The sequence below is a fragment of the Stenotrophomonas sp. genome (genome assembly GCF_050737075.1).
Classification (GTDB): domain Bacteria; phylum Pseudomonadota; class Gammaproteobacteria; order Xanthomonadales; family Xanthomonadaceae; genus Stenotrophomonas.
Genome location: NZ_JBOHXV010000027.1, coordinates 1 through 23,970 on the forward strand (window position 1 = coordinate 1; position 23,970 = coordinate 23,970).

Genomic DNA, 23,970 nt, shown 5'->3' on the forward strand with positions numbered 1-23,970 from the left:
GGCCGGCCAACGGCCGGCGCTACCGGGCTGGCAGACCTACGGTCTGGCCACGCCCTAGAACCCGTGCCGCTTCCGCAGCCGCCGGGCAATCGCCGCGCGCACATACACCCCGTACGCCAGCCCGAACACGAACCCGGCGATATGCGCCCACCAGGCCACCATGCCGAAGGTCGGGCCGATATAGGCAAACACCACCTGCAGCCCGGCCCACACGCCGATCAGCAGGTAGGCGGGCGCCCGTACGAACTCCAGGAACAGGCCCAGCGGGATCACCACCCCCAGCCGCGCGCCGGGGAACAGGGCCAGATACGCCCCGATCAGCGCCGACACCGCGCCGCTGGCGCCGATGATGATCTGGTCCGGGCTGCCCATCGTGTAGATCGCGGTCAGGTTGGAGATCGCCCCACCCACCAGGAACAGCAGGATCAGCCGCCACGGGCCCAGCACCCGCTCGGCCGGCAGGCCGAAGATCAGCAGGAACACCAGGTTGCCCAGCAGGTGCGACCAGTCCGCGTGCAGGAACAGGGCGGTGAACAGCCGCAGCACGCTGCCGTCTTCGACGGTGGCCCACCAGTCCAGCGGCCGGGTCAGCCCGGTCGACAACGCGCCCCAGTCCATCCACAGGCTGCGCCGCGCATCGCCCGGCCGCGAGATCGACCACAGGAACGCCGCCCACAGCGTCGCGAACAGCAGGGGGGTGGCCCAGCGGACGGCGGACTTCTTGCGGGAGGGGAGCGAGACGAACATGGGTGGGCGCTAGCCTAGCGCGGCAACGCTCCTGAAGGGCGTGCGACGGGTTCAGCCTGAATAGCCAGAAGGGCGAAGACCGTTATTGTTTCATTAACCGGTCTCGGTATACTCGCATACGGCGTCGTATGTCGGGAGGGGAATCCGGCGCGTTGTTTTCGGCCTTTCGGGGCGGGAAATGACGCAGGCGCGCGTTGCCAAACATCACACGCATTTCCGGAGAGAACAAACGATGCATACCGCTTCCACCCTCGCCCGCGTCACCGCCCTGGCCGTCGGCATCGCCGGTGTCCTGGCCGTTGGCCACGTCAACGCCGCCGCCTTCCAGCTGAAGGAAAACAGCGCCAAGGGCCTCGGCCGTGCCTTCGCCGGTTCGGGCAGCGCCCAGGGCGACGCCTCGATCATCGCCGTCAATCCGGCCGGCATGCGCCAGCTGGAAGGCACCCAGATCCAGGGTGACCTGAGCGCCATCAGCTTCAAGGCAGAATTCAACGGTACCGGCCGCAAGCCGACCGGCCAGGCCCAGACCGGCGGTGACGGCGGCGACGCCGGTATGATCGCTCCGGTTCCGGCCGCGTACTTCCACATGCCGATCGGCGAAAAGGCCCACTTCGGCGTGTCGCTGACCGCTCCGTTCGGCTTCAAGACCGACTACGACAACGGTTGGGTGGGGCGCTACAGCGGCCTGAAGACCGACCTGAAGGCCATCGACCTGGGCTTCGCCGCCTCGTACGACGTCAACCCGTACGTGTCCTTCGGCGCGTCGGTGTTCGTTGAGCACCTGACCATCGAACTGAGCAACAACATCGACTTCGGCACCGCGCTGGCCCAGTCCCGCGTGCCGGGCTTCGCTCCGGGCAGCGCCGATGGCAAGCTGACCGTCGAAGGCGACAACAACGCCGTGGGTTGGACCATCGGCGGTCTGTTCAGCCCCGATGAGAACACCCACATCGGCTTCAGCTACCGCTCCAAGGTCGAGCACAAGATCACCGGCGGCGATGCCACCTTCGACGTGCCGGCCAATGCCGCTGCCGTGCTGGCCGTCGCCCAGCCGGGTCGCTTCGTGACCACCTCGGGCAAGGCCACCGTGACCCTGCCGGCGTCGGCCACCATGAGCGTGACCCACAACGTCAACGACCGCTGGACCGTGATGGGTGACGTCACCCGTACCGCCTGGTCGACCGCGTTCGACCAGGTCACCATCGACTACGCCTCGGCGCAGCCGGACTCGGTGCTGGAATTCGGCTACCGCGACACGACCTTCGTCTCGCTGGGTACCGACTTCAAGCTGAGCGACACCGTCACCCTGCGTGGCGGCGTGGCGTATGACCAGACCCCGACCACCGACGCGCACCGCGACGTCCGCGTGCCGGACACCAGCCGCAAGTGGCTGTCGCTGGGCGTGGGCTGGACCCCGTCGGCGAACATGGAATACAACTTCGGTTACACCCACCTGTTCACCAGCGATCCGAACGTGAACATCGCGGGCACCACGAACAACCAGGGCAACTCGCTGACCGGCAAGTACAAGGTCCGCGGCGACGTGCTGGCTGCATCGTTCAACTACAAGTTCTGATCCACGGCGTTCGCGCCGCGTAACACCAGAAGGCCCCGCTTGCGCGGGGCCTTCTGCGTTTGGGGAAGCAGTACTGCACACAGCGGTTATCGGCATCGGTAGGGTCGCACCCCAGTCGACTGCACGTAACGTTGATCGGCGCGGTGGGGCATGACCTCCGCCGGAGAGGCGCACTGCGTTCAGCGTCCATGCCTTCGTCGCGCCGATCACCGCTCCGTGCAGTCGATCGGGATGCGACCCTACCAGGGCGAGCACACCGATCGTTCGGTGTTGCCCCTCAACACTCTGGTGAACGCCCCGCCGCATACAACAACCCCTGCCGCAGGTGCGCCAGGAAATCGCGGTTGCGGTACAGGCCCGTGTCATGCCCCAGACCCGTATACCAACTGCGGCCGCCATCAAACGGATGGCACCACGCAATGGGATGGTCGCCGCCCATCGTGCCGCCCTGGTACTGCCGCTCGTCCACGGTGGCGATCACCCGCACCGACGCACGCGGGTTGCTGCGGTAGTTGTACAACTCGTCGCGCACCGGCCAGGAGGTGCCGTACGGCTTGCCGTCGCGCTCGGGCTGCACGCGGCTGAACTGCAGGCCGTCCGGGTGGTTCTTGAAGTACGCGCCCACCAGTCGCCCATACCAAGGCCAGTCGTATTCGGTGTCCGCCGCCGAATGCATGCCCATGAAACCACCGCCGGCGCGGATGAAGTGCTCCATCGCCTGCTGCTGCGTTGCATCGAGTACGTCGCCGGTAGTGTTGGCAAACACCACCACGCGGTAGCGGGCCAGGTTGGCGTCGTTGAAGTCGGCCGCGTTCTCGCTCTGGTCCACCGCCATCCGCTCGCGTTCGGCCAGCAGGCGCAGCGTGCTCACGGCCGTGGGAATCGAGTCGTGGCGGAACTTGGCCGTACTGGTGAACACCAGCACGCGCTCTGTGGCCGCCGCAGAGGCGACAGGTGCGGTGGACAGGAAGATCGCCAGCAGCAACGGCAGGACATGTGAGCGCATGGCCGGATCATGCCACACCCCCGTACAATCCCGGTCCGCGCGCAGCCGGCTGCTGCCGCCTGCGGCGCAGCAACCGCTTCACGATCCATGACAAGGAAACCACATGTCGCCCGTTCTGCTTCGTTCCACCCTGGCCCTGGGCCTGTCCGTGCTGGCCGCACCGGCCTTCGCCGCCGCCGATTTCGCCACCTGCTTCACGCTCACCCCGGGCCTGCGCTGGTCGACCGGCGATGAAACGCTGACCATCGAAAAAGCGTCGTTCAACGGCCAGGACGCCATCAAGGTGCACAGCGCCGGTGGCGGCGTGGGCATGGCCAGCTACTTCGATGCCAGCGGCCGCCAGCTGCTCGGTCAGGACCGCTACGGCATTTCCGCCTGGGGCGGCGACGCTTCGCAGCCGGTGATGACCGATACCTTCAAGCCCGCACCGACCTTCCCGCAGAGCGCCAAGCCGGGCGAGCGCTTCGTGGTCAACGGCAGCGGCGAACGCACCCATCATGTGGAAGAAACGGTGGAGCCGGTCGATTACGACGGTTTCAACGACTACACCTTCGTCGGCTTCGAGAACGTGGAGGCCACGGTCGACAACGCGCCGCGCACCTTCAAGGATGCCTGCCACGTCACGGCCACCTTCGAAGACAACCGTATCGAGGCCTGGTACGCCGCCGGCTTCGGCCGCATCAAGTTCGAGCGTTACATGGGCGAAGACCTGCTGATGCGCGATGAGATCGAGGCGACCCACGCCGACTGACCGCACCCACAAAAAACCCCGCTTTCGCGGGGTTTTCTGTGCTGTCCATAACGCGCCGTAGAGCGGGGCTCTGCCCCGCTATCGGAATCCGCCGACTCAATCGCCCAGCGTCAACAGCGAAGCATTGCCGCCGGCCGCCGTGGTGTTCACGGTGACGGTCTTCTCGGTGGCGAACCGCAGCAGGTAGTGCGGGCCGCCGGCCTTCGGGCCGGTGCCGGACAGGCCCTGGCCGCCGAACGGCTGCACGCCCACCACCGCACCGATCTGGTTGCGGTTGACGTACACGTTGCCCACGTTCACGCGCGACGCGATGCGGTCCACGGTCTCGTCGATGCGCGAATGCACGCCCAGGGTGAGCCCGTAGCCGGTGGTGTTGATCTGGTCGATCACCGCGTCCAGCTGGTCGCCCTTCCAGCGGATCACGTGCAGTACCGGCCCGAAGATTTCCTTGTGCAGCTGATCAAGGTTCTTCAGTTCGTACGCGCGCGGGGCGAAGAAGGTGCCATGCGCGGCGGCTTCGCTGAGCTCGGCAGCGGCGATCAGGCGCGCTTCCTTCTCCATGCGCACCGCGTGTTCCTGCAGGATCTGCAGCGCATCGGCGTCGATCACCGGACCGACGTCGGTGGACAGCAGGCCCGGGTCGCCGATCTTCAGTTCGGCCATCGCGCCGGCCAGCATCGTCATCACCTTGTCGGCGATGTCGTCCTGCACGAACAGCACGCGCGCGGCCGAGCAGCGCTGGCCGGCGGAGGTGAAGGCCGAACCGATCGCATCCTTGACCAGCTGTTCCGGCAGCGCCGAGGAGTCGGCGATGAAGGCGTTCTGGCCGCCGGTTTCGGCGATCAGCACGCCAATGGCGGCGTCGCGTGCGGCCATCGCACGGTTGATCGCACGCGCGGTGTCGGTCGAACCGGTGAAGGCCACGCCGGCCACGCGCGGGTCGGCGGTGAGCGCGGCACCCACCGTGGCACCGTCGCCGGGCAGGAACTGCACCACGCCTTCGGGCACGCCGGCATCGAGCAGCAGCTTCACCGCGTAGTAGCCGATCAGGTTGGTCTGTTCGGCCGGCTTGGCGATGACGCTGTTGCCGGCGGCAAGCGCCGCGCTGACCTGGCCCAGGAAGATCGCCAGCGGGAAGTTCCACGGGCTGATGCACACGAACACGCCGCGGCCATGCAGCTGCAGTTCGTTGGATTCACCGGTCGGGCTGGGCAGCTTTTCGGCATGGCCGAACTGCTCGCGCGCCTGCTTGGCGTAGTAGCGCAGGAAGTCCACTGCCTCGCGCACTTCGGCGATGCCGTCGGGCAGGCTCTTGCCGGCTTCCTTCACGCACAACGCCATGAATTCCGGCAGGCGCGCTTCGAGCTGGTCGGCAGCATGTTCCAGGATGGCGGCGCGGCTGGCGGCCGGCGTGCGGTTCCACTGCGGCTGCGCGGTGACGGCATTGGCCAGCGCCTTTTCGACGGTGGCGCTGTCGGCCGGCTGCCACTGGCCGATGACCTGGCGGGTGTCGGACGGGTTGACCACGTTCAACAGTGCGCCGGTGGGCTGCGCACCCGGCACCAGCGGGGCGGCCTGCCACCCGTTCTTGCCAGGCGCGGGGACGGCCGCGTTGAGCTGCTCGGCCAGGGCGCGCAGATCGTTGTCGTTGGCGAGATTGACGCCCATGGAGTTCTTCCTGTCGTGGTTCTGGCTGCGCAGCAGATCGACCGGCAGCGGGATTTTCGGGTGTGGAATCGAGTCGAACGAGGCAACGGCTTCGACCGGATCGCGGATCAGGTCGTCGATGGCCACGTTGTTGTCGGTGATGCGGTTGACGAAGCTTGAATTGGCGCCGTTTTCGAGCAGGCGACGCACCAGGTACGGCAGCAGGTCTTCGTGCGAGCCTACCGGTGCGTACACCCGGCACGGCACGTTCAAACGGTTGGCCGGCACCACTTCGGCATACAGGTCATCGCCCATGCCGTGCAGCTTCTGGTGTTCGTACTGGCCGCCCTGCGCGATGGCCTGCACCGCCGCGATGGTGTGCGCGTTGTGCGTGGCAAACATCGGGTAGATCGCGTCGGCATGCGTGAACAGACGCTTGGCGCAGGCCAGGTAGGACACGTCGGTGTTCTGCTTGCGGGTGAACACCGGGTAGGCCGGCAGGCCGTCGATCTGCGCGCGCTTGATCTCCGCGTCCCAGTACGCGCCCTTGACCAGGCGCACCTGCAGGCGGCGGCCGATGCGGCGGGCCAGGTCGGCCAGGTAATCGATCGTGTACGGGGTGCGCTTCTGGTACGCCTGCACCACCACGCCGAAGCCTTCCCAGCCGGCCAGCGAGGCATCGCTCACCACCGCTTCGATGATGTCCAGCGACAGTTCCAGGCGGTCGGTTTCCTCGGCATCCACCGTGCAGCCGATGCCGTAGGACTTGGCCAGCTGTGCCAGTTCCAGCACGCCGGGGACCAGGTCGGCCATCACGCGCGCGCGCTTGGCATGCTCGTAGCGCGGGTACAGCGCCGACAGCTTGATCGAGATGCCCGGAGCCGAATTGACGTCGCCGTCCGGGCGGCCGCCGCGTGCCTTGTGGTCGCCGCCGATCGAGTGGATCGCGCGGCGGTAGTCTTCCAGGTAACGCTTGGCGTCCTTCATCGTCAGCGCGCCTTCGCCGAGCATGTCGAACGAATAGCGGTAGCTGGCGTTGTCGCCCTTGTGCGAACGCGACAGCGCCTCGTCGATGGTGCGGCCCATGACGAACTGGTGGCCCATGATCTTCATCGCCTGGCGCACGGCCAGGCGGATCACCGGCTCACCCACGCGGCCCATCAGGCGCGCGAACGCACCCGGCACGTCGGCGCGGGTGGCGTCGTTGATCTGCACGATGCGGCCGGTGAGCATCAGGCTCCAGGTGGAGGCGTTGACCAGCACCGAATCGCTACCGCCCAGGTGCTTCTTCCAGTCGGCATCGCCCAGCTTGTCGCGGATCAGCTTGTCGGCGGTGTCCTGGTCGGGAATGCGCAGCAGCGCCTCGGCCACGCACATCAGCAGCACGCCTTCCTCGCTGCCCAGGTCGTACTGGCGCATGAAGGCTTCGATCGCACCCTGGTCCTGGGCGCGCACACGCACGCGCGCCACCAGGTCGGCGGCGGTGGCCTGCACGCGCGCCTGTTCGTCGGCGGGCAGCCGCGCCTGCGCCAGCAGTTCGCGCACGTGGCTGGCCTCGTCCTTCATCCAGGCATCGGTGATCGCCTGGCGGAACGCATTGGGAACGGCCGGCAGCTCGGAAGACAGCAGCGGCGGGCGGGAGGCGCCGGACGAGGCCGGGGCAGGGGGAAGCGCGGAAGATGCGGTCATGCCGGTTGGCTCGTGGAAAACTTGACCATTTTAATCGTTTTTCTGGTCCCTGGAGCAATCGCGCATGCGCTCTCCATCACGGTCATAGCCTTTCATACAGGGGAATTCGGGCGATCCGGCCGCCACCCCATTTATTGTGCCGATTTCGTCAAATCGACCGCCGGCCATCATGCTGTATTGCACCATTTCCGAAACTGTGAATGGACCCTTGCCGCTCGCGCGACATCAGGGCTACCATCGAGACGTTTCCCGCGGCAGGAAAACGCGGTTGCGACATGATCGAGGTGCTCACCGCTCCGGACGGATCAGAAACGCAACTGCGGCTGCGTCCCCCACGGGCGCTCGATGCCCGGCAGTTCGTCCTGTTGTTTGAAGTGTTGGCGGGGGTGATGTGGCTGGTCGCCGGCTTCGGCTGGGTCACCGGCAACGTATTCGCCCCCCTGTTCGCGCTGCTGTACAGCCTGTTGCTGGCAGTGGCACTGCGTGTGTTGTGGCGTAGTGGTGAACGGCAGGAAGAAATCCGGGTAGTGCCGGCGTGTGTGGAGGTCATCCCCGCACCCGGTGAATTGCCGGTGTTCAGTGCCCACCCCCATTGGGTGCGTCTGATCACCGACGACGAGAGGGTCCGGCTTGCGTCCAGCGGTAGGCAGGTGGAAGTGGGGAGTTTCCTCGCACCGGCCGAACGCCAGGCACTGGCAGAGACACTAGAAGGCTTGCTCGCGGCCAGCGATGGCTGCAACCGACGACGCTAAGGGTCTAGGCAATGAAGCAATGCAAGAAGTGGGGCACGACGTTCGCAACAGCAGTGGGGTGTGGGGCAGCGCTGATGGCGCCGGCTCTGGCGTGGGCCCAATCGGCCGACCCGAAGCCGTGGCAGCTGAACATGGGCAAGGGGGTCACCCAGAGCTCGCGGTTGGCCTGGGAATCCAACATGTTCTCGCTGTGGGTGTGCACGGTCATCGGCGTGCTGGTGTTCGGCGCGATGTTCTATGCCATCTTCAAGTTCCGCAAATCCAAGGGCGCGGTCGCCGCCCAGTTCAGCCACAACACCAAGGCAGAGATCATCTGGACGGTCATCCCCGTGCTGATCCTGGTGGTGATGGCGTGGCCGGCCACCGCGAACCTGATCAAGTTCTACGACACCCGCGATGCCGAAATGACCGTCAAGGTCACCGGCTATCAGTGGATGTGGAAGTACGAATATCTGGGCGAGGACGTCACCTTCACCAGCCGCCTGGACCGTGAGTCCGACCGCGTCCGCCAGAGCGGCAAGGTGCCGGACCGCGAAAGCCATCCGCACTACCTGCTCGATGTGGACAACCGCCTGGTGCTGCCGGTGGATACCAAGGTCCGCTTCGTCATCACTTCCGACGACGTGATCCACGCGTGGTGGGTGCCGGCCCTGGGCTGGAAGCAGGACGCCATTCCCGGCTTCATCAACGAGGCCTGGACCAACATCGAACAGGTGGGCGTCTACCGCGGCCAGTGCGCTGAACTGTGCGGCAAGGACCATGGGTTCATGCCGATCGTGGTCGAAGCGGTGTCCAAGGAAGACTTCAAGAAGTGGCTGGCCGACAAGCGGCCCAAGGCGGCAGACCCCGCGCCGGCGCCGGCTGCACCGGAAGCCACGCCCGCACCTGCGGCCCCGGACGCGCCGGCACCTGCCGCCGCACCTGCACCGGCGCCTGAAAACGCCTGAGAAACGAACCGCGCGCGCCGCACGGCGCGCGTCGATACCAGAACCAACGAGGTGTAGTGGCGATGGCGCATACCGCAGTTGATCACGACGGGCATCACGGGCATCAGCAGACGTTCTTCGAGCGTTGGTTCTTCTCGACCAACCACAAGGACATCGGCACGCTCTACCTGCTCTTCAGCTTCATCATGTTCATCGTCGGCGCGGCCATGAGCGTCATCATCCGCGCCGAGCTGATGCAGCCGGGCCTGCAGTTCGTGAAGCCGGAAACGTTCAACCAGCTCACCACCGTGCATGCGCTGGTGATGATCTTCGGCGGCGTGATGCCGGCCTTCGTCGGCCTGGCCAACTGGATGATTCCGCTGCAGATCGGCGCGCCGGACATGGCGCTGCCGCGCATGAACAACTGGTCGTTCTGGTTGCTGCCGGTGGCCTTCAGCCTGCTGCTGTTGACCTTCCTGCTGCCTGGTGGCGCGCCCGCCGGTGGCTGGACGCTGTACCCGCCGTTGTCGCTGCAGGGCGGCTACAACGTGGCCTTCACCGTATTCGCCATACACGTGGCCGGCATCAGTTCGATCATGGGCGCGATCAACATCATCGCTACCGTGCTCAACATGCGCGCCCCGGGCATCGACCTGCTGAAGATGCCCATCTTCTGCTGGTCCTGGCTGATCACCGCGTTCCTGCTGATCGCGGTGATGCCGGTGCTGGCCGGCGCGGTGACCATGCTGCTCACCGACAAGTTCTTCGGCACCAGCTTCTTCAACGCCGCCGGTGGCGGCGACCCGGTGATGTTCCAGCACATCTTCTGGTTCTTCGGGCACCCCGAGGTCTACATCATGATCCTGCCGGCCTTCGGCGTGGTCAGTGAAATCATCCCCACCTTCAGCCGCAAGCCGCTGTTCGGCTACCAGGCCATGGTGTACGCGGTGGCGGCCATCGCCTTCCTGTCGTTCATCGTCTGGGCCCACCACATGTTCACCGTGGGCATGCCGCTGGGCGGCGAGATCTACTTCATGTTCGCCACCATGCTCATCTCCATTCCCACCGGGGTGAAGGTGTTCAACTGGGTGAGCACCATGTGGCGCGGCTCGCTCACCTTCGAGGCGCCCATGTTGTGGGCGGTGGCGTTCGTCATCCTGTTCACCATCGGCGGCTTCTCCGGCCTGATGCTGGCGATCGTGGTGGCCGACTTCCAGTACCACGACACCTACTTCGTGGTGGCGCACTTCCACTACGTGCTGGTAACCGGCGCGGTGTTCGCGCTGATCGGGGCGGTGTACTACTGGTGGCCCAAGTGGACCGGCCGCATGTACAACGAGACCTGGGCCAAGGTCCATTTCTGGTGGACGATCGTGTTCGTCAACCTGCTGTTCTTCCCACAGCACTTCCTGGGCCTGGCCGGCATGCCACGTCGCATCCCGGACTACAGCGTCGCGTTCGCCGACTGGAACCTGATCAGCTCGATCGGCGCGTTCGGCATGTTCGCCACGCCGTTCATGATGGCCGCCATCCTGATGGCCTCGCTGCGCAACGGCGCCAAGGCTGCCGACCGCTCCTGGGAAGGCGCACGCGGGCTGGAGTGGACGATTCCCTCGCCGGCGCCGGCGCACACCTTCACCGTGCCGCCCGTCATCCGCCCGGGTGATCTGGCCCACGACGACGTCACCCATTGAGGTTGCCCATGCGCACGCCCGAACACGACATCGATGACCTGGTCCAGCGCCGCCGCCGCGCGCACCGCACGGCCTGGGTGGTCGGTGGCGTGGCGCTGCTGGTGTATGTGGGCTTCATCCTGAGCGGGGTGATCGGGCGATGAACGATGCACCCCCCACCGCACCCGCGCGCCATGCGGGACTGCCCCGTCTGATCGGGGTGGCGGTGGCGGTGTTCGTGCTGACCTTCTCGCTGGTGCCGCTGTACCGCATTGCCTGCGAGAAGGTGTTCGGCGTGCGCCTGGAGCGGGGGCCGGGCGCGGCGGCGGTAACCAGCCACGTCGGCAAGCGCACCGTGCGCGTGCAGTTCGACGGCGGCGTGAATTCCAAGCTGCCGTGGTCCTTCCACCCCGAACAACTGACCATGGACGTGGTGCCCGGCGAGCTCAACGAGGCGCTCTACTACGCGCGCAACGACAGCGACCGCACGCTGGTGGGCAGCGCGGTACCGTCGGTGGCGCCGGCAAAGGCGTCGGGCTATTTCAGCAAGACCGAGTGCTTCTGCTTCACGGCGCAGACCCTGGCCGCGGGCGAGAAGCGCGACATGCCGGTGCGCTTCATCGTGGACCCGGACCTGCCGGCCAACGTCACCACTATCACGCTCTCCTATACCTTCTACAAGAATGACGCGCTGTCCGCGCAGCTGGCACCGGCGACCCCGCCGGCCACTGCGCGGTCCGCACCCTGACCGCACCTGGATACCGACCATGGCCCTGCAAAGCCCCGATGCCAACGTGTACTTCGTGCCCAGCCACAGCAAGTGGCCCTTCATCGGCTCCATCGCGATGATGGTGACCATGGTGGGCGTGGCCAGCTGGCTCAACGACGCCGGCTGGGGCAAATGGACCTTCTTCGCGGGCCTGGCGATGCTGGTGCTCACCCTGTTCTGGTGGTTCAGCGACGTGGTGCGCGAATCCCAGGCCGGGCACTACAACCACCAGGTCGACGGGTCGTTCCGGATGGGGATGGTCTGGTTCATCTTCTCCGAGGTGATGTTCTTCGGTGCGTTCTTCGGCGCGTTGTTCTACACCCGCAACCTGGGCCTGCCCTGGCTGGGCGGCGAGGGCGACGGGGTGATGACCAATGAACTGCTGTGGGACGGCTATTCCGCCGCATGGCCCACCAACGGGCCGGGCAGCATCGGCGGTCACTTCCAGACCATTCCGGCCTGGGGCCTGCCGCTGATCAACACGCTGATCCTGTTGACCTCCGGCGTCACGCTCACCATCGCCCACCATGCGCTCAAGGCCGGCCACCGCCGCCAGTTGCTGGTGTGGCTGGGCCTCACCGTGGTGCTGGGCGTGTTCTTCCTGACCCTGCAGGCCGAGGAGTACATCCACGCCTACAAGGAACTCAACCTCACCCTGGGCTCGGGCATCTACGGCTCCACCTTCTTCATGCTCACCGGCTTCCACGGTGCGCACGTGTTGTTGGGCACCATCATGCTCGCCGTGATGTGGCTGCGCTCTACGAAGGGGCATTTCACCCGCGACAACCACTTCGGCTTCGAAGCGGCCGCGTGGTACTGGCACTTCGTCGACGTGGTGTGGCTGATGCTGTTCCTGTTCGTCTACGTGCTGTAGCGTCGGGCCAACACCGTGCCGTGCCCGACCACCGGGTGCGGCCTCAGCCGCCGATGCCGTGGGGCTTGATCCAACCGCTGTAGATGCCGATGGCCACCAGCACGATCAGCGCCACCGATACCGCGATACGACGGGTGAGCGCGTTGACCGTGCGCTTGGTCTGGCCGCGATCGACCAGCAGGTAATACAGCCCGGCGCCCAGATTCCAGACGATGACGATCAGAAACGCGATTACCAGCAGGGTCTTCAACGAATCATTCATGCGCGGCTCGATGGCAGGGCGGGTGTGCCTATATCACCGCGTTTTGCCGGCGTTGTCATGATGCGCAAGCACACACGCCTGATCGGCTGGCTTGCCGCCGTGGTGGTGATCGTCTGCTTCTGCCAGCTGGGCCGCTGGCAGCTGCACCGCATGCACGACAAACAGGCGCTGCTGGACCAGCAGCTGCCGGCGCGCGCGCAGACCCTGACCCTCGCCAAGGCGCAGGCCGCGCGCGCGCAGCTGCGCTGGGTGGACGACCACGGCCGCTTCCTGCCCGGCACGCTGCTGCTGGACAACCAGACCCGCGAAGGCCGCGCCGGCATCAAGGTCTACCAGCCGTTCCGGAGCGATGACGGCGCCGTGGTGCTGGTGGACCTGGGCTGGCTGCCGATGCCGGGCGACCGCCAGCTGCCCACCATCGCGCCGCGCGACGGCGAAGCCCGCGTAGCGGGGCTGCTGGCGCCGCCGCCGGCTACCGGGCTGGCGCTGGGGCCTGCGTTTACCGCGACCGCGCAACCGGGCGTGTGGCTGGCCAACCGCATGCCGCCCGACGAGGCCGCCGCCGCGCTCTCCCTGCCGCCCGGCACCCTGCACAGCCCCGTGCTGCGGCTGGACCCGGCGCTGCCCGGCGGCTACGCGCGCGACCTGGAGCTGCTGCCCAACACCCTGCCGCCCAGCCGCCACCTCGGCTACGCCGTGCAGTGGTTCGGCCTGGCCCTGACCGTGCTGATCGTCGCCCTCGTCCTCGAATGGCGCCGCCGCCGGCGTGGCCAACCGCCCACCCTCCTTCCATGAGAAAATCCCACGCATGAATGCCATCACGCCGGAACAGCTCAAGTCCCGAAATCGCGGGCGCTGGACCCTGGTCGCGCTGTTCGGCCTGTTCTTCGGTGCGATGGCGCTGGCCGGCGTGCTGCGCTTCTCCGGCTGGCAGCCGGCGGCGCACCGCAATACCGGGCAGATGCTCACCCCGCCGGTGGATGCGCGCGCGCTGCCGCCCACCCTGGCCAGCGGCGAGGCCTACCCGTGGAACCCCGATGCACATGTCTGGCGCATCCTGGTGGCGCCTGCCCCCGGCTGCGCGGCCGAGTGCGTCACTTTGTCGCAGGGATTGGACAAGGTGTGGCAGCTGTTCGGTCATAGGGCGGATAATGTCGAGATCCTGTGGCTGGGTACGCCGCCGGCCGAAGCGCAGCGCTTTCCCGCCCTGCGCGTGCTGGCCCCCCAGCCGAGCCTGCGTGCCGCCTTGCCCGCCGTGGATGACCCCGCCGGCACGCCTGTGTATGTGATCGACCCCAATGGTTTCGTGATCATGCGGTACGCGCCGGGATTCGAATTGGCCGGTCTGCGCAAGGACCTGGCCACGCTGTTGAAACTGAAGTGAGTTCCGTTTGATGAACCCCACCGCGCGCCCGGCGTTGCATCGCAATTTCCACCGTCTGGCGTGGTTCGCCCTGATCATGACGGCAAGCACGATCATGTTCGGCTCGTTCGTGCGCCTGTCCGATGCCGGCCTGAGCTGCCCGGACTGGCCGACCTGCTACGGCCGCGTGACCTGGCCGCAGCATGCGCAGGAAGTCATTGGCCACGAGGCGGCCAAGATCCGCCCGCTGGAAACGCACAAAGCGTGGCGCGAGCAGGTGCACCGTTTCCTGGCGGCTGCGCTGGGTTTCGAAATTCTCACCCTGGCGCTGCTTGCCACGCGCCGCCGGCGCTGGGGAACTACAGCGGTGGTCACCGCGTGCGTGCTGGTGGCCGCCGGCATACCGTTGTACATAATGGGCATGCACGTGGCAGCGAGCATCCTGGCGGTCACCGGTGAAGCCATCCTGCTGATCGCCGCGCTGCGCTGGAACAACATCGACCTCTCCCGCGCGGCGCTGCTCACGCTGGTGGTGGTGATCTTCCAGGCGCTGCTGGGCATGTGGACGGTGACCCTGCTGCTCAAACCGATCGTGGTGATGGGCCACCTGCTCGGCGGCATGCTGATGTTCGGGCTGCTGGTGTGGATGGCCTGGCGTGCCACACACATGCCGATCACCCTCGTGGAGGCGCCGAAGCTGAAGTGGCTGCTGCGCGCCGGCGTGGCCGTGCTGGTGCTGCAGATCGCCTTGGGCGGCTGGGTGAGCGCGAACTACGCCGCATTGGCCTGTGGTGGCGGCAGTGCCTCGCTGGATAATTTCCCGCGCTGCGTGAGCCAGTGGTGGCCGCAGCACGACTTCAAGGAAGGCTTCACCCTGTGGCGCGGGATCGGCGTGGACTACGAAGGGGGCGTGCTGGATGGCGCCTCGCGTATCGCGATCCAGATGGCGCACCGGATGTTTGCGGTGGTCGTGGCGATCTACCTGCTGTGGTTGGCCGTGCGCCTGTACCGGCTGCCGAGCATGCGCGGCTGGGCGAGTGCGCTGGGTGCGCTGGTGGTGCTGCAGATCACGCTGGGCATTCTCAACGTGAAGCTGGCCGTGCCGCTGGAAGTGGCCGTGGCGCACAGCGGTGGCGCCGTGGCGCTGTTGTTCGTGCTGGTCACGCTGCTGGCGCGCCTGCGCGCACCCTCCGACGTGGTCGATGAAGGTGCCGGCACGGAGCCCCCGCGCGCAGCCGCGGGAGCAACACCATGAACGTGCGGCAGTACTGGGATCTGACCAAGCCCAAGGTCGTGGCACTGATCGTGTTCACCGCGCTGGTGGGCATGTTCCTCGCCATTCCTGCGTTGCCCACCGCCGAGCAGGCGCTGCGCGGCGCGCTGGGCTTCCTCGGCATCTGGCTGGCGGCCTCGGCCGCGGCCGCCATCAACCAGTTGCTGGACGCGCAGATCGACGCGCAGATGGCACGCACCTCGTGGCGGCCGCTGGTGGTTGGCAAGGTGAAGCCGTGGCAGGTGCTGGTGTTTGCCGGCGCACTGATCGTGCTGTCGATGACCATCCTGGTGCTGTGGGTCAACGTCATCACCGCCGTGCTGACCTTCGCCTCGCTGATCGGCTATGCGGTGATCTACACCGTGTACCTCAAGCGCGCCACCTCGCAGAACATCGTCATCGGCGGCCTGGCCGGGGCTACTCCGCCTCTGCTTGGCTGGGCGGCCATCACCGGCATGCAGGGCCCGTGGGACTGGGCCTACGCTTCGTTGCTGGTGCTGATCATCTTCATCTGGACCCCGCCGCATTTCTGGGCACTGGCGATCTTCCGGCGCGAGGATTACGCCAAGGCCAAGATCCCGATGCTGCCGGTGACGCACGGCGTGCTGTACACCCGCAAGTCGATCATGGCGTATTCCATCGCCCTGGCCATCGTCAGCATCCTGCCGGTGGTGGTGGGCATGAGCGGCATGTTCTACCTGGGCGGCGCCGTGGTGCTCAACGCCGTGTTCCTCTGGTACGCCTGGCGCATGCTCAACCCGCCGGACGAACTGTTCTCGATGAAGATGTTCGGCTATTCCATCGTCTACCTCATGGCGCTGTTCGCGTTCCTGATGGTGGACCACTGGATGCTGCCGTTCCTGTAAGCCGCCACCGCCGGCCTTGAAACCGGCAATCGCGTCGCCATTGCTTTCATGGACCCAACAGGACGTGACGGCATGAAACGATGGCTTTGGACGGCCGTAATGGCGGCTTCGATGATGTGCGGCACCGCAGTTGCCGCTCCGGCAGATGGCGTTGATGGCACCGCTGCGCAGATCGTGACCCTGGCCGGCGACCACCGGTTGGTGGTGCTGGGCGAGTACCACGGCACGGCAGAAACGCCGTTGCTGGTGGCCGACCTGATGGAGCGCTACAGCCGCGACAACGTGCCAGTACGGCTGGGGTTGGAACTGCCGATGAGCGAGAACGTGGCGCTGGCGCGGTACCTGCGCTCCAACGGCGACGCCGCCGCACGCCAGGCACTGCGTACTTCGCCGTTCTGGCGGGTGAAGAACGACCAGCACGACGGGCGCCGCAGCCGTGACATGCTGGCATTGATCGAAGCCCTGCGCGCGCTGCGGGCGCAGGGACGTGACGTGGGCGTGGCCGGCTACGACGTGGAGACCGGCTCGGCGGGCGGCAGTGACATACGCGATGCGGCGATGGCCACGCACCTGCGCCAGCAGTTCAACGCATTGCCCGCCCCGGCGCGCATGCTGGTCCTGACCGGCAACGTGCACGCGATGCGCAGCCCACCGTCAGATGCGCCGCCGGAATTCCAACGACCCATGTCCGCCTACCTGCTGGACCTGCCGCTCTACAGCGTGCGCCTTGAGGCACTGCGTGGCCACTTCTGGGCCTGCATCAGCCCCTGCCGCGCGCTGAAGCTGGCCGACCAACCGCCTCGTGAGCCGATTGTCAGCACCGACGCGGATCGGTCCTACGATGTCGTGGTGTGGATGCCCAGCTTGAGCGTAGGCACGCTGACCGACCGCTGACGCTGGGCCCGCGTTGGAGCGGCTTCGGTAGGGTCGCTTCCCAAACGACCGCCCTCGGCAATGATCATCGCGATGGCGGCATGACCCTGGCCGGTGGGGCTGCGCGGTAGGGTCGCTTTCCAAACGACTGCCCGTAGCAACGATCACCGCGATGGTGGCATGACCTTGGTCGGGGTTACGCCGCAAAGCGCGATCACGATCATTGTCATGCCAACCATCGACCGATCACCGTTATCGGCGGTCGGTTGGGACGCGACCCTACCAAAGCCCTCCCGTTCCCGGGTACCCCGCCTGCTGCGTCACTCCAGCGGTGTGGGCCTTGCGACCGGATCGCGCGCATAGCGCTGCGCGATCACTGCACACACGATCAGCTGGATCTGGTGGTAGATCATGATCGGCAGCACGATGGCGCCGAGGCTGCCGCCGGCGAACAACACCTTCGCCATCGGGACGCCGGTGGCCAGGCTCTTCTTGGAGCCGCAGAACAGGATGGTGATGCGGTCTTCGCGGTTGAAGCCCAGGCGCTTCGCCAGGAACCCGATGGTCGGCATGGCGATGCCGAGCAGCACCGCAGCCACCACCGCCACGGTGAGCAGAGACAGCAGCGGCGTCTTGCTCCACAGCCCTTCGTTCACCGCCTCGCCGAACGCCGAATACACCACCAGCAGGATCGTGCCCTGATCGGTGTAGCGCAGCAGCGCGCGCTGCCGTTCCACCCAGCGGGCGATCCACGGGCGCAGCAGGTGGCCGGCCACGAACGGCACCAGCAACTGCAGCATGATGCTCAGGATCGCCTGGCCGGGGTTGTGCATGCCGCCTTCGGTGCCCGCCAGCATGGCCAGCAGCAGCGGGGTCAGGAACACGCCGAGAATGCTCGACAGCGATGCGCTGCACACGGCGGCGGGCACGTTGCCGCGCGCCAGCGAGGTGAACGCGATCGAGGACTGCACCGTGGACGGCAGCGCGCACAGGAACAGCACGCCGATGTACAGCTCGGGGGTGAGCAGCCAGCCATCGAGTGGCTTGAACGCCAGTCCCAGCAGCGGGAACAGCACGAACGTGCAGGCCAGGATGGTCAGGTGCAGGCGCCAGTGCAGCAGGCCGGCGACGATCGATTCGCGCGGCAGGCGCGCACCGTGCAGGAAGAACAGGGCGGCAATGGCCACGTCGGTGACATCGTCCAGCACCATGGCGGCAGGGCCGTGCATGGGCAGGAACGAGGCCAGCAGCACGGTACCGAGCAGGGCGAGGGTGAAGTTGTCCGGTCGCAGGCGCGACCACCAGCGGGTCATGGTGGGCAGGCTCCTGTAGAGCAGCGGGAAAGGGGGTGAGGCGCGGGCAGGATCAACGCGTGGCGTCCTGCTCGAGCAGGGCACGGGTCTGCGCTTCCAGCGAGGTCATGCCGGCATTGCGGCCGAACTGAAGGGCTTCTTCGGCCGGAACACCGTGCTGCGCCTTCATCAGCGCCAGCAGTGCACCGACGCGGTTGCCGGAGGCGCAATGCAGCAGCACCGGGCCGTTGGCCTTGGTCAGTGCGGCCTGCAGGGCTTGTACGTTGGCAGGAGTGAGGCCTGCAGCGCCGGCAACGGGAATGCGCACGTAGTTCAGGCCGAGCGCGGCGGCAGTGGCGGTCTCGTCGAAGCCACGGTCTTCGCCGGGTTGGCGCAGGTCGATCAGGGTGGTGATGCCTGCGGCTGCGGCCTGTTGCAGGTGTTCTGCCGTGGGTTGGCCGCTGGTGTACAGGCCTTCGGCGGGGTTTTTGAAGGTCGTTGAGAGATCGGTTTCGGCCAGCGAGGCAGGGCCTCGCTCTACCAGCCGACCATCCGACCCATCCGGCGTAGAGCGACGCCCTGCGTCGCTGCCGTGAGCAACCGGCCCGCGCGCGGTAGAGCGGGGCTCTGCCCCGCTGCTCACCGACGGCAGCCACACCATGCACATCACACAGGCAATGAAGAAGGCGGGACGGTTCCAGCATCGCATCACGTCACCTTCCTCCTCGATCCGTCAACGCAGCGTGGCGCGGGCCTTCAACAGCTCGCGCAGTTCGTACTTGTCAGTATCGTCCAGACCCTGCTGCCGCTGCTTTGCCTGAAGCTCCTCAAGACGTTGCATCAACAGCTGTTTTTCCAGCTGCGCCACCGCATCGTGCAGTTCCTGGTTCCACATCGCCTCGTCACCGGGCAAGGTCTGCGCGGCCAGCTTGTGCAGCGACTCCTGCTCTTCGCGCCCGTCGAAGTGCTCCAGCAGGGCGCCGGTGCTGATATCCGGGCGCTGCTCCACCAGGCTCAGCAGCTCGATCAGCAACTCCACGCCCGGCAGGCGCAGGCCGCTGAAGTGGTGGCCTTCCAGCGTCATCGCCAGCGAGGGCTGCTGCAGCAGGATGGCGATGGCCGCGCGCACCAGGCTGCGTCGCTGCGCCGGTGCGACCGCGCGCGACGGCGCACGTGCGGCCGGCGTGGCAGCCGTCGGTTTGCTGCCCAGCCCGGTCAACGTGGCCAGCTGCTGCTTCATCAGGTCGCCGAAGGCGCCGTCCGGAATCTGGGCCAGCATCGGGCGCGCGCGCTCGGCCAGGCGGGCCTTGCCGTCCAGCGTGGTCATGTTGACCTCGCGGGTCAGTTCGTCGAAGAAGAACTGCGACAGCGGCGTGGCCTGCTTGAGGCGCTCGTCGAAGCCGTCCTTGCCTTCCTTGCGGACGATGGTGTCGGGGTCCTCGCCATCGGGCAGGAACAGGAAGAAGGCCTGGCGGCCATCCTTCATGCGCGGCAGCACCGATTCCAGCGCGCGCCAACCGGCGCGGCGGCCGGCGGCGTCGCCGTCGAAGCAGAAGAACACGTCCGGTGCGTTGCGGAACAGCAGCTCTGCATGTTCCGGCGTGGTCGCCGTACCCAGCGTGGCCACCGCCTGGGTCACGCCGAACTGGAACAGCGAGACCACGTCCATGTAGCCCTCGACCACGATCAACCGTTCGATCTTCTGGTTGGCCTGGCGCACCTGCCACAGGCCGTACAGCTCGCGGCCCTTGTGGAACAGCGCGGTCTCGGGGGAATTGAGGTACTTCGGGCCGTCGTCCTTCTCCATGACCCGGCCGCCGTAGGCGATCACGCGGCCACGGCGGTCGAAGATCGGGAACATCACCCGGTCGCGGAACTTGTCGTAGACGTGGCCACGGTCGTTCTTGGAGAACATGCCCGCACGGTCGAGCAGCTTCATGCGTCGCTCGTCCTTGCCCAGCGCATCCTTCAGCGCGCTGTAGCCATCGGGCGCGTAACCGATCGCGAAGCGCGTGCGGTTCTCCTCGTCCACGCCCCGCTGGTCCAGGTAGGCGCGCGCCTTGTCGCTGCCCTCCAGCGCCTTCTGGAAGAACCGTGTGGTCGCATCCAGCGCCGAGTACAGCTCGCGGCTGTCATCCTGCTGCTGCGCGGTGCGTGGCTGGGTGTCGCGCGGCACTTCCATGCCGACCCGCTTGGCCAGTTCGTCGACGGCGTCGAGGAACTCCAGGCGGTCGTAATTCATCAGGAAGCTGATCGCGGTGCCATGCGCACCGCAGCCGAAGCAGTGATAGAACTGCTTGGTCGGCGACACCGTGAACGACGCCGAGCGTTCGTCGTGGAACGGACACCGCGCCGAATATTCCTTGCCCTGGCGCTTCAGCGGCACGCGGCTGCCCACCACTTCGACGATGTCGGAGCGGGCCAGCAGGTCGTCGATGAACGCGTCGGGGATACGGGCCATGGGCAGCAGGCAGGAGGCGCGGCCGGTTGACGGCCACGCACGGAAGCGGGGGACCCCACTAGTCTACTAGCTGGCGGTGCCTTCGCCCGGATTCGGCGGAACGATGCCGGCCGCGGCCAGGTGGAAGCGTGCACGCAGGCGCTCATCGATCACCGCGGTCATCAGTGCGCCCACGAAGAACACCACCGTGGCGTAGTAGATCCAGATCAGCGAGATCACCAGCGCGCCCATGGAGCCGTATGCACTGCCCGGTGCCACCGTGGCGATGTAGAGCCCGATGGCATAGCGCCCCAGCGCGAACAGCGCGGCGGTGATGGCCCCGCCAATGAAGGCCTGCCGCCATGCCACGCGGCGGTCGGGCAGGTAGTGGTAGAGGAAGGCGAAGCCGACCGTGTACAGCAGCAGGCTGGTCAGGTAGCCGATGGCCGGCAATACCGAAGGCAGTTGCGCGAAGGCCACCTGCAGCATGGTGGTGGCGGTCATCGACAGGATCAGCAGGAAGCCCAAGGCCAGCACCACGCCGAACGAGAACACGCGTTTGCGCAGCCACGGCACGATGCCATCCAGGCGCTCGCCGCTGGTGTTGAAGATCCGGTTCAGCGCGTTCTGCAGCTGGGCGAACACGGCGGTGGCGCCGATGAACAGCAGCAGCGTGCTCCACAGGCCGGCCAGTGAACCCACGTCGGGCTGGTTGTCGGCGTTCTGCAGCACGGTATCGGCCACGGTGGCCGCACTGCTGCCGGCCACGTCGTTGATCTGGCCGATCAGCGCCTGCTGCGCGGGCGGGTACAGCGAGGCGGTGATCCACAGCAGCAGCACCAGCAGCGGTGCCATCGACAGCAAGGCATAGAAGGACACCGACGCCGCCTGGCTCAGCACGTCCACATCGACGAAGCGCTTGCCCACGGCAACCGGGAAGCTGCGTTCGAGCCGGTCCACGTACTTGCGCAGGCGGGGCGGAACATGGGAGGGGGCGTGCGCCGGCTCGGGCGCGGGGGTGGGAGGCAGTGAAGACATGCCTCGATTTCTAGCAGGCCCGGGTCGAAGGCCGGGTGAAGCGCGCGGTAGGACACGCAAGGTGCGGCGAAGGCCGCACCTAACGTCGTTTACGACGGCCCGAAGGGTGCCCACGCGCAGCGCGGGCATACCGTTGGTCGTGTCCCCCTCAAACTCAACCAGCGAGCTGCGCCTTGACCAGCTTGGACACCAGGCCCATATCGGCTTGGCCGGCCAGCTTGGGCTTCAACGCGCCCATCAGCTTGCCGATGTCGGCCGCACTGGCGGCACCGGTTTCGGCGATGGCAGCCTGGATGGCGGCCACGATCTCGGCTTCGCCCATCTTGGCCGGCAGGTAGGTGTCGATGATGACCAGTTCGTCGCGCTCGATCTGGGCCAGGTCCTCGCGGTTGGCCGCTTCGTACTGGCTGATCGAGTCCTTGCGCTGCTTGACCATCTTGTCGAGCACGGCAATGACGGCGGCGTCGTCGAGCGTGATGCGCTCGTCCACTTCGCGCCGCTGGATGTCCGCGTTGATCAGCCGGATCACGCCCAGCTTGTGCTTTTCGCCCGCCTTCATGGCGGCCTTCATGTCATCGGTGAGTTGCTGCTTCAGGCTCATGAGACACCTCGTGTCGGTGAAAGGGTGGGGCAGCGGCGTGAACCGGTGGAAACGCAAAAAGCCGGTAACGCTCGCGCGTTCCGGCTTCGGCTCCGCAGCGACAAGCCAGGCCTGTCGCTTCGAAGTTGCGTCCGATCAGTACAGGCGCTGACGCTTGGTGACGTCGCGCGACGAGCGGCGCAGCTGACGCTTCACAGCAGCGGCAGCCTTACGCTTGCGCTCCTGGGTCGGCTTTTCGTAGAACTCGCGCTTGCGGGTTTCGGCCAGCACGCCGGCCTTTTCGCAGGTGCGCTTGAAGCGACGGAGCGCAAACTCGAAGGGCTCGTTCTCGCGGACTTTAACGCTGGGCATGGAATCTCCGGGACACAGTAGAACCGGGTCACGCCCGGTGAGAGCCGCACATTATAGCGGCGACAAAGGAAGTTGCAACCCACCCCGGCAAAATTCCTGGCCTGGGGTAGTGAAGGGCACGTCGGCGGTGCATCTGCCGAGGCCTCAAGGGGTCCATAATACCGGTTATGCGAGTCCTTGGTATCGAATCTTCGTGCGATGAGACCGGCGTGGCGGTGTATGACACCTCCCTGGCCGGTCCAGACGCCCTGCGCGCCCATGTGGTCTACAGCCAGATCGCCCTCCATGCCGAATACGGCGGCGTGGTGCCTGAACTGGCCAGCCGCGACCACGTGCGCAAACTGCTGCCGCTGATCCGCCAGACCCTGGCCGAGGCCGGGCTGGGCGTGGGCGATATCGACGGCGTGGCCTATACCGCCGGCCCGGGCCTGGTCGGCGCCCTGCTGGTGGGTGCGGGCGTGGCCCGTTCGCTGGCTTGGGCGCTCGAGGTGCCGGCGGTGGGTGTCCACCATATGGAAGGCCACCTGCTGGCCCCGCTGATGGAAGACGACCCGCCCGAACCGCCGTTCGTGGCGCTGCTGGTCTCCGGCGGCCACACCCAGCTGGTGGCGGTGGACCGGATCGGCCAGTACCGGTTGCTGGGCGAGACCTTGGACGATGCGGCGGGCGAGGCCTTCGACAAGACCGCCAAGCTGATGGGGCTGCCCTACCCGGGCGGTCCGCAGCTGGCCGCGCTGGCTGAACGCGGCACCCCGGGGAAGTTCAAGTTCACCCGGCCCATGACCGACCGGCCAGGGCTGGATTTCAGCTTCTCCGGCCTGAAGACCCAGGTCCTGCTGGCCTGGCGCGACAGCGACCAGAGCGAGCAGACCCGCGCCGACATCGCCCGCGGCTTTGAAGATGCCGTGGTCGACACCCTGGCAATCAAGTGCGAGCGCGCGCTGGACGCGGCCGGCACCGACGTGATCGTCGTGGCCGGTGGCGTGGGCGCCAACAAGCGCCTGCGCGCCAGGCTGCAGCAGATGGCGGAGCGCCGTGGCGGCCGCGCCTGCTTCCCGCGCCCCGCGCTGTGCACCGATAACGGCGCCATGATTGCCTTCGCCGGCGCGCTGCGCCTGGAAGCCGGGCAGCACAACCCGCCGCAGGTGCAGGTGACCCCGCGCTGGGACATGGCGACGCTGCCTGCGGTGTAGAGGGGGCG

At 66.8% G+C, this 23,970-nt stretch carries 24 protein-coding genes; 14 read left to right on the plus strand and 10 right to left on the minus strand.

Translation table 11 applies throughout. The features are described from left to right. Positions 1 to 54: 54 nt before the first annotated feature. On the minus strand, positions 55 to 747 hold the full coding sequence (locus tag ACREPD_RS08790) for a rhomboid family intramembrane serine protease (RefSeq protein WP_431598966.1): 693 nt from the start codon (positions 745 to 747) through the stop codon (positions 55 to 57). A gap of 232 nt (positions 748 to 979) precedes the next feature. Between ACREPD_RS08790 and ACREPD_RS08795 the strand changes: the two genes are divergently transcribed. Continuing rightward, on the plus strand, positions 980 to 2,323 hold the full coding sequence (locus tag ACREPD_RS08795; protein WP_431598967.1) for an outer membrane protein transport protein: 1,344 nt from the start codon (positions 980 to 982) through the stop codon (positions 2,321 to 2,323). Between the two features lie 277 nt (positions 2,324 to 2,600). On the opposite strand, the gene ACREPD_RS08800 is transcribed toward ACREPD_RS08795, so the two are convergent. Continuing rightward, positions 2,601 to 3,329, minus strand: a complete 729-nt coding sequence (locus ACREPD_RS08800) for a ThuA domain-containing protein (protein ID WP_431598968.1) — start codon at positions 3,327 to 3,329, stop codon at positions 2,601 to 2,603. Positions 3,330 to 3,432: 103 nt separating this feature from the next. On the opposite strand from ACREPD_RS08800, the gene ACREPD_RS08805 reads away from it, so the two are divergent. Then, complete coding sequence (locus ACREPD_RS08805) at positions 3,433 to 4,080, plus strand: hypothetical protein (RefSeq protein ID WP_431598969.1); 648 nt, start codon at positions 3,433 to 3,435, stop codon at positions 4,078 to 4,080. Positions 4,081 to 4,176: 96 nt separating this feature from the next. Here ACREPD_RS08805 and putA read toward each other — a convergent pair whose 3' ends face one another. Continuing rightward, positions 4,177 to 7,416: a bifunctional proline dehydrogenase/L-glutamate gamma-semialdehyde dehydrogenase PutA gene (gene putA / locus ACREPD_RS08810; protein WP_431598970.1), complete on the minus strand. Its 3,240-nt coding sequence runs from the start codon at positions 7,414 to 7,416 to the stop codon at positions 4,177 to 4,179. A gap of 275 nt (positions 7,417 to 7,691) precedes the next feature. Between putA and ACREPD_RS08815 the strand changes: the two genes are divergently transcribed. The 6 genes from ACREPD_RS08815 to ACREPD_RS08840 all read left to right on the plus strand — a co-directional run bounded on the left by ACREPD_RS08815 (position 7,692) and on the right by ACREPD_RS08840 (position 12,410). Next, positions 7,692 to 8,168, plus strand: a complete 477-nt coding sequence (locus ACREPD_RS08815) for a DUF2244 domain-containing protein (RefSeq protein ID WP_431598971.1) — start codon at positions 7,692 to 7,694, stop codon at positions 8,166 to 8,168. 11 nt (positions 8,169 to 8,179) lie between these two features. Next, entirely contained in the window at positions 8,180 to 9,115 is a 936-nt protein-coding gene (gene coxB, locus ACREPD_RS08820) for a cytochrome c oxidase subunit II (protein ID WP_421570289.1), read from the plus strand. Positions 9,116 to 9,177: 62 nt separating this feature from the next. Then, positions 9,178 to 10,788 (plus strand): cytochrome c oxidase subunit I, encoded by a 1,611-nt coding sequence (gene ctaD / locus ACREPD_RS08825; protein WP_431598972.1) that lies wholly within the window; start codon positions 9,178 to 9,180, stop codon positions 10,786 to 10,788. A gap of 8 nt (positions 10,789 to 10,796) precedes the next feature. Further along, positions 10,797 to 10,931 (plus strand): hypothetical protein, encoded by a 135-nt coding sequence (locus ACREPD_RS08830; RefSeq protein WP_431598973.1) that lies wholly within the window; start codon positions 10,797 to 10,799, stop codon positions 10,929 to 10,931. Then, entirely contained in the window at positions 10,928 to 11,515 is a 588-nt protein-coding gene (locus ACREPD_RS08835) for a cytochrome c oxidase assembly protein (protein WP_431598974.1), read from the plus strand. The genes ACREPD_RS08830 and ACREPD_RS08835 overlap by 4 nt, the downstream gene beginning before the upstream one ends. 19 nt (positions 11,516 to 11,534) lie before the next feature. Further along, positions 11,535 to 12,410: a cytochrome c oxidase subunit 3 gene (locus tag ACREPD_RS08840; protein ID WP_431598975.1), complete on the plus strand. Its 876-nt coding sequence runs from the start codon at positions 11,535 to 11,537 to the stop codon at positions 12,408 to 12,410. Positions 12,411 to 12,453: 43 nt separating this feature from the next. Here ACREPD_RS08840 and ACREPD_RS08845 read toward each other — a convergent pair whose 3' ends face one another. Continuing rightward, a complete protein-coding gene (locus ACREPD_RS08845) occupies positions 12,454 to 12,672 on the minus strand; it encodes a twin transmembrane helix small protein (protein ID WP_421570294.1) in 219 nt (72 codons plus the stop codon). 57 nt (positions 12,673 to 12,729) lie between these two features. Here ACREPD_RS08845 and ACREPD_RS08850 point away from each other — a divergent pair, with 57 nt between their 5' ends. The 5 genes from ACREPD_RS08850 (at position 12,730) to ACREPD_RS08870 (ending at position 17,068) form a co-directional block, all read left to right on the plus strand. Beyond that, the gene (locus tag ACREPD_RS08850; protein WP_431598976.1) at positions 12,730 to 13,467 is read left to right on the plus strand and encodes an SURF1 family protein; all 738 of its coding nucleotides are present in this window, start codon (positions 12,730 to 12,732) and stop codon (positions 13,465 to 13,467) included. Positions 13,468 to 13,480: 13 nt separating this feature from the next. Beyond that, entirely contained in the window at positions 13,481 to 14,056 is a 576-nt protein-coding gene (locus tag ACREPD_RS08855) for a hypothetical protein (protein ID WP_431598977.1), read from the plus strand. 10 nt (positions 14,057 to 14,066) lie between these two features. Next, positions 14,067 to 15,290, plus strand: coding sequence for a COX15/CtaA family protein (locus ACREPD_RS08860; protein ID WP_431598978.1), 1,224 nt, complete (start codon positions 14,067 to 14,069; stop codon positions 15,288 to 15,290). Continuing rightward, positions 15,287 to 16,174 (plus strand): heme o synthase, encoded by an 888-nt coding sequence (cyoE, locus tag ACREPD_RS08865; protein ID WP_431598979.1) that lies wholly within the window; start codon positions 15,287 to 15,289, stop codon positions 16,172 to 16,174. The genes ACREPD_RS08860 and cyoE overlap by 4 nt, the downstream gene beginning before the upstream one ends. Before the next feature lie 72 nt (positions 16,175 to 16,246). After that, a complete protein-coding gene (locus ACREPD_RS08870) occupies positions 16,247 to 17,068 on the plus strand; it encodes a calcium-binding protein (protein ID WP_431598980.1) in 822 nt (273 codons plus the stop codon). A 299-nt stretch (positions 17,069 to 17,367) separates the two neighbouring features. Here ACREPD_RS08870 and ACREPD_RS08875 read toward each other — a convergent pair whose 3' ends face one another. From ACREPD_RS08875 to rpsU, 6 genes are all read right to left on the minus strand, one after another. Beyond that, positions 17,368 to 18,360, minus strand: coding sequence for a bile acid:sodium symporter family protein (locus tag ACREPD_RS08875; protein WP_431598981.1), 993 nt, complete (start codon positions 18,358 to 18,360; stop codon positions 17,368 to 17,370). 52 nt (positions 18,361 to 18,412) lie between these two features. Beyond that, positions 18,413 to 19,048 carry a beta-lactamase hydrolase domain-containing protein gene (locus tag ACREPD_RS08880; RefSeq protein ID WP_431599005.1) on the minus strand — a complete coding sequence of 212 codons (636 nt, stop codon included), beginning with the start codon at positions 19,046 to 19,048 and terminating at the stop codon, positions 18,413 to 18,415. A 24-nt stretch (positions 19,049 to 19,072) separates the two neighbouring features. Continuing rightward, positions 19,073 to 20,800 (minus strand): DNA primase, encoded by a 1,728-nt coding sequence (dnaG, locus tag ACREPD_RS08885; protein ID WP_431598982.1) that lies wholly within the window; start codon positions 20,798 to 20,800, stop codon positions 19,073 to 19,075. A gap of 66 nt (positions 20,801 to 20,866) precedes the next feature. After that, positions 20,867 to 21,817 carry a YihY/virulence factor BrkB family protein gene (locus ACREPD_RS08890; RefSeq protein WP_431598983.1) on the minus strand — a complete coding sequence of 317 codons (951 nt, stop codon included), beginning with the start codon at positions 21,815 to 21,817 and terminating at the stop codon, positions 20,867 to 20,869. Between the two features lie 154 nt (positions 21,818 to 21,971). After that, positions 21,972 to 22,418, minus strand: a complete 447-nt coding sequence (locus tag ACREPD_RS08895) for a GatB/YqeY domain-containing protein (protein WP_431598984.1) — start codon at positions 22,416 to 22,418, stop codon at positions 21,972 to 21,974. Between the two features lie 135 nt (positions 22,419 to 22,553). Then, the gene (rpsU, locus tag ACREPD_RS08900; protein WP_002808376.1) at positions 22,554 to 22,769 is read right to left on the minus strand and encodes a 30S ribosomal protein S21; all 216 of its coding nucleotides are present in this window, start codon (positions 22,767 to 22,769) and stop codon (positions 22,554 to 22,556) included. A 167-nt stretch (positions 22,770 to 22,936) separates the two neighbouring features. Here rpsU and tsaD point away from each other — a divergent pair, with 167 nt between their 5' ends. Beyond that, a complete protein-coding gene (gene tsaD / locus ACREPD_RS08905) occupies positions 22,937 to 23,962 on the plus strand; it encodes a tRNA (adenosine(37)-N6)-threonylcarbamoyltransferase complex transferase subunit TsaD (protein WP_431598985.1) in 1,026 nt (341 codons plus the stop codon). Positions 23,963 to 23,970: the final 8 nt, after the last annotated feature.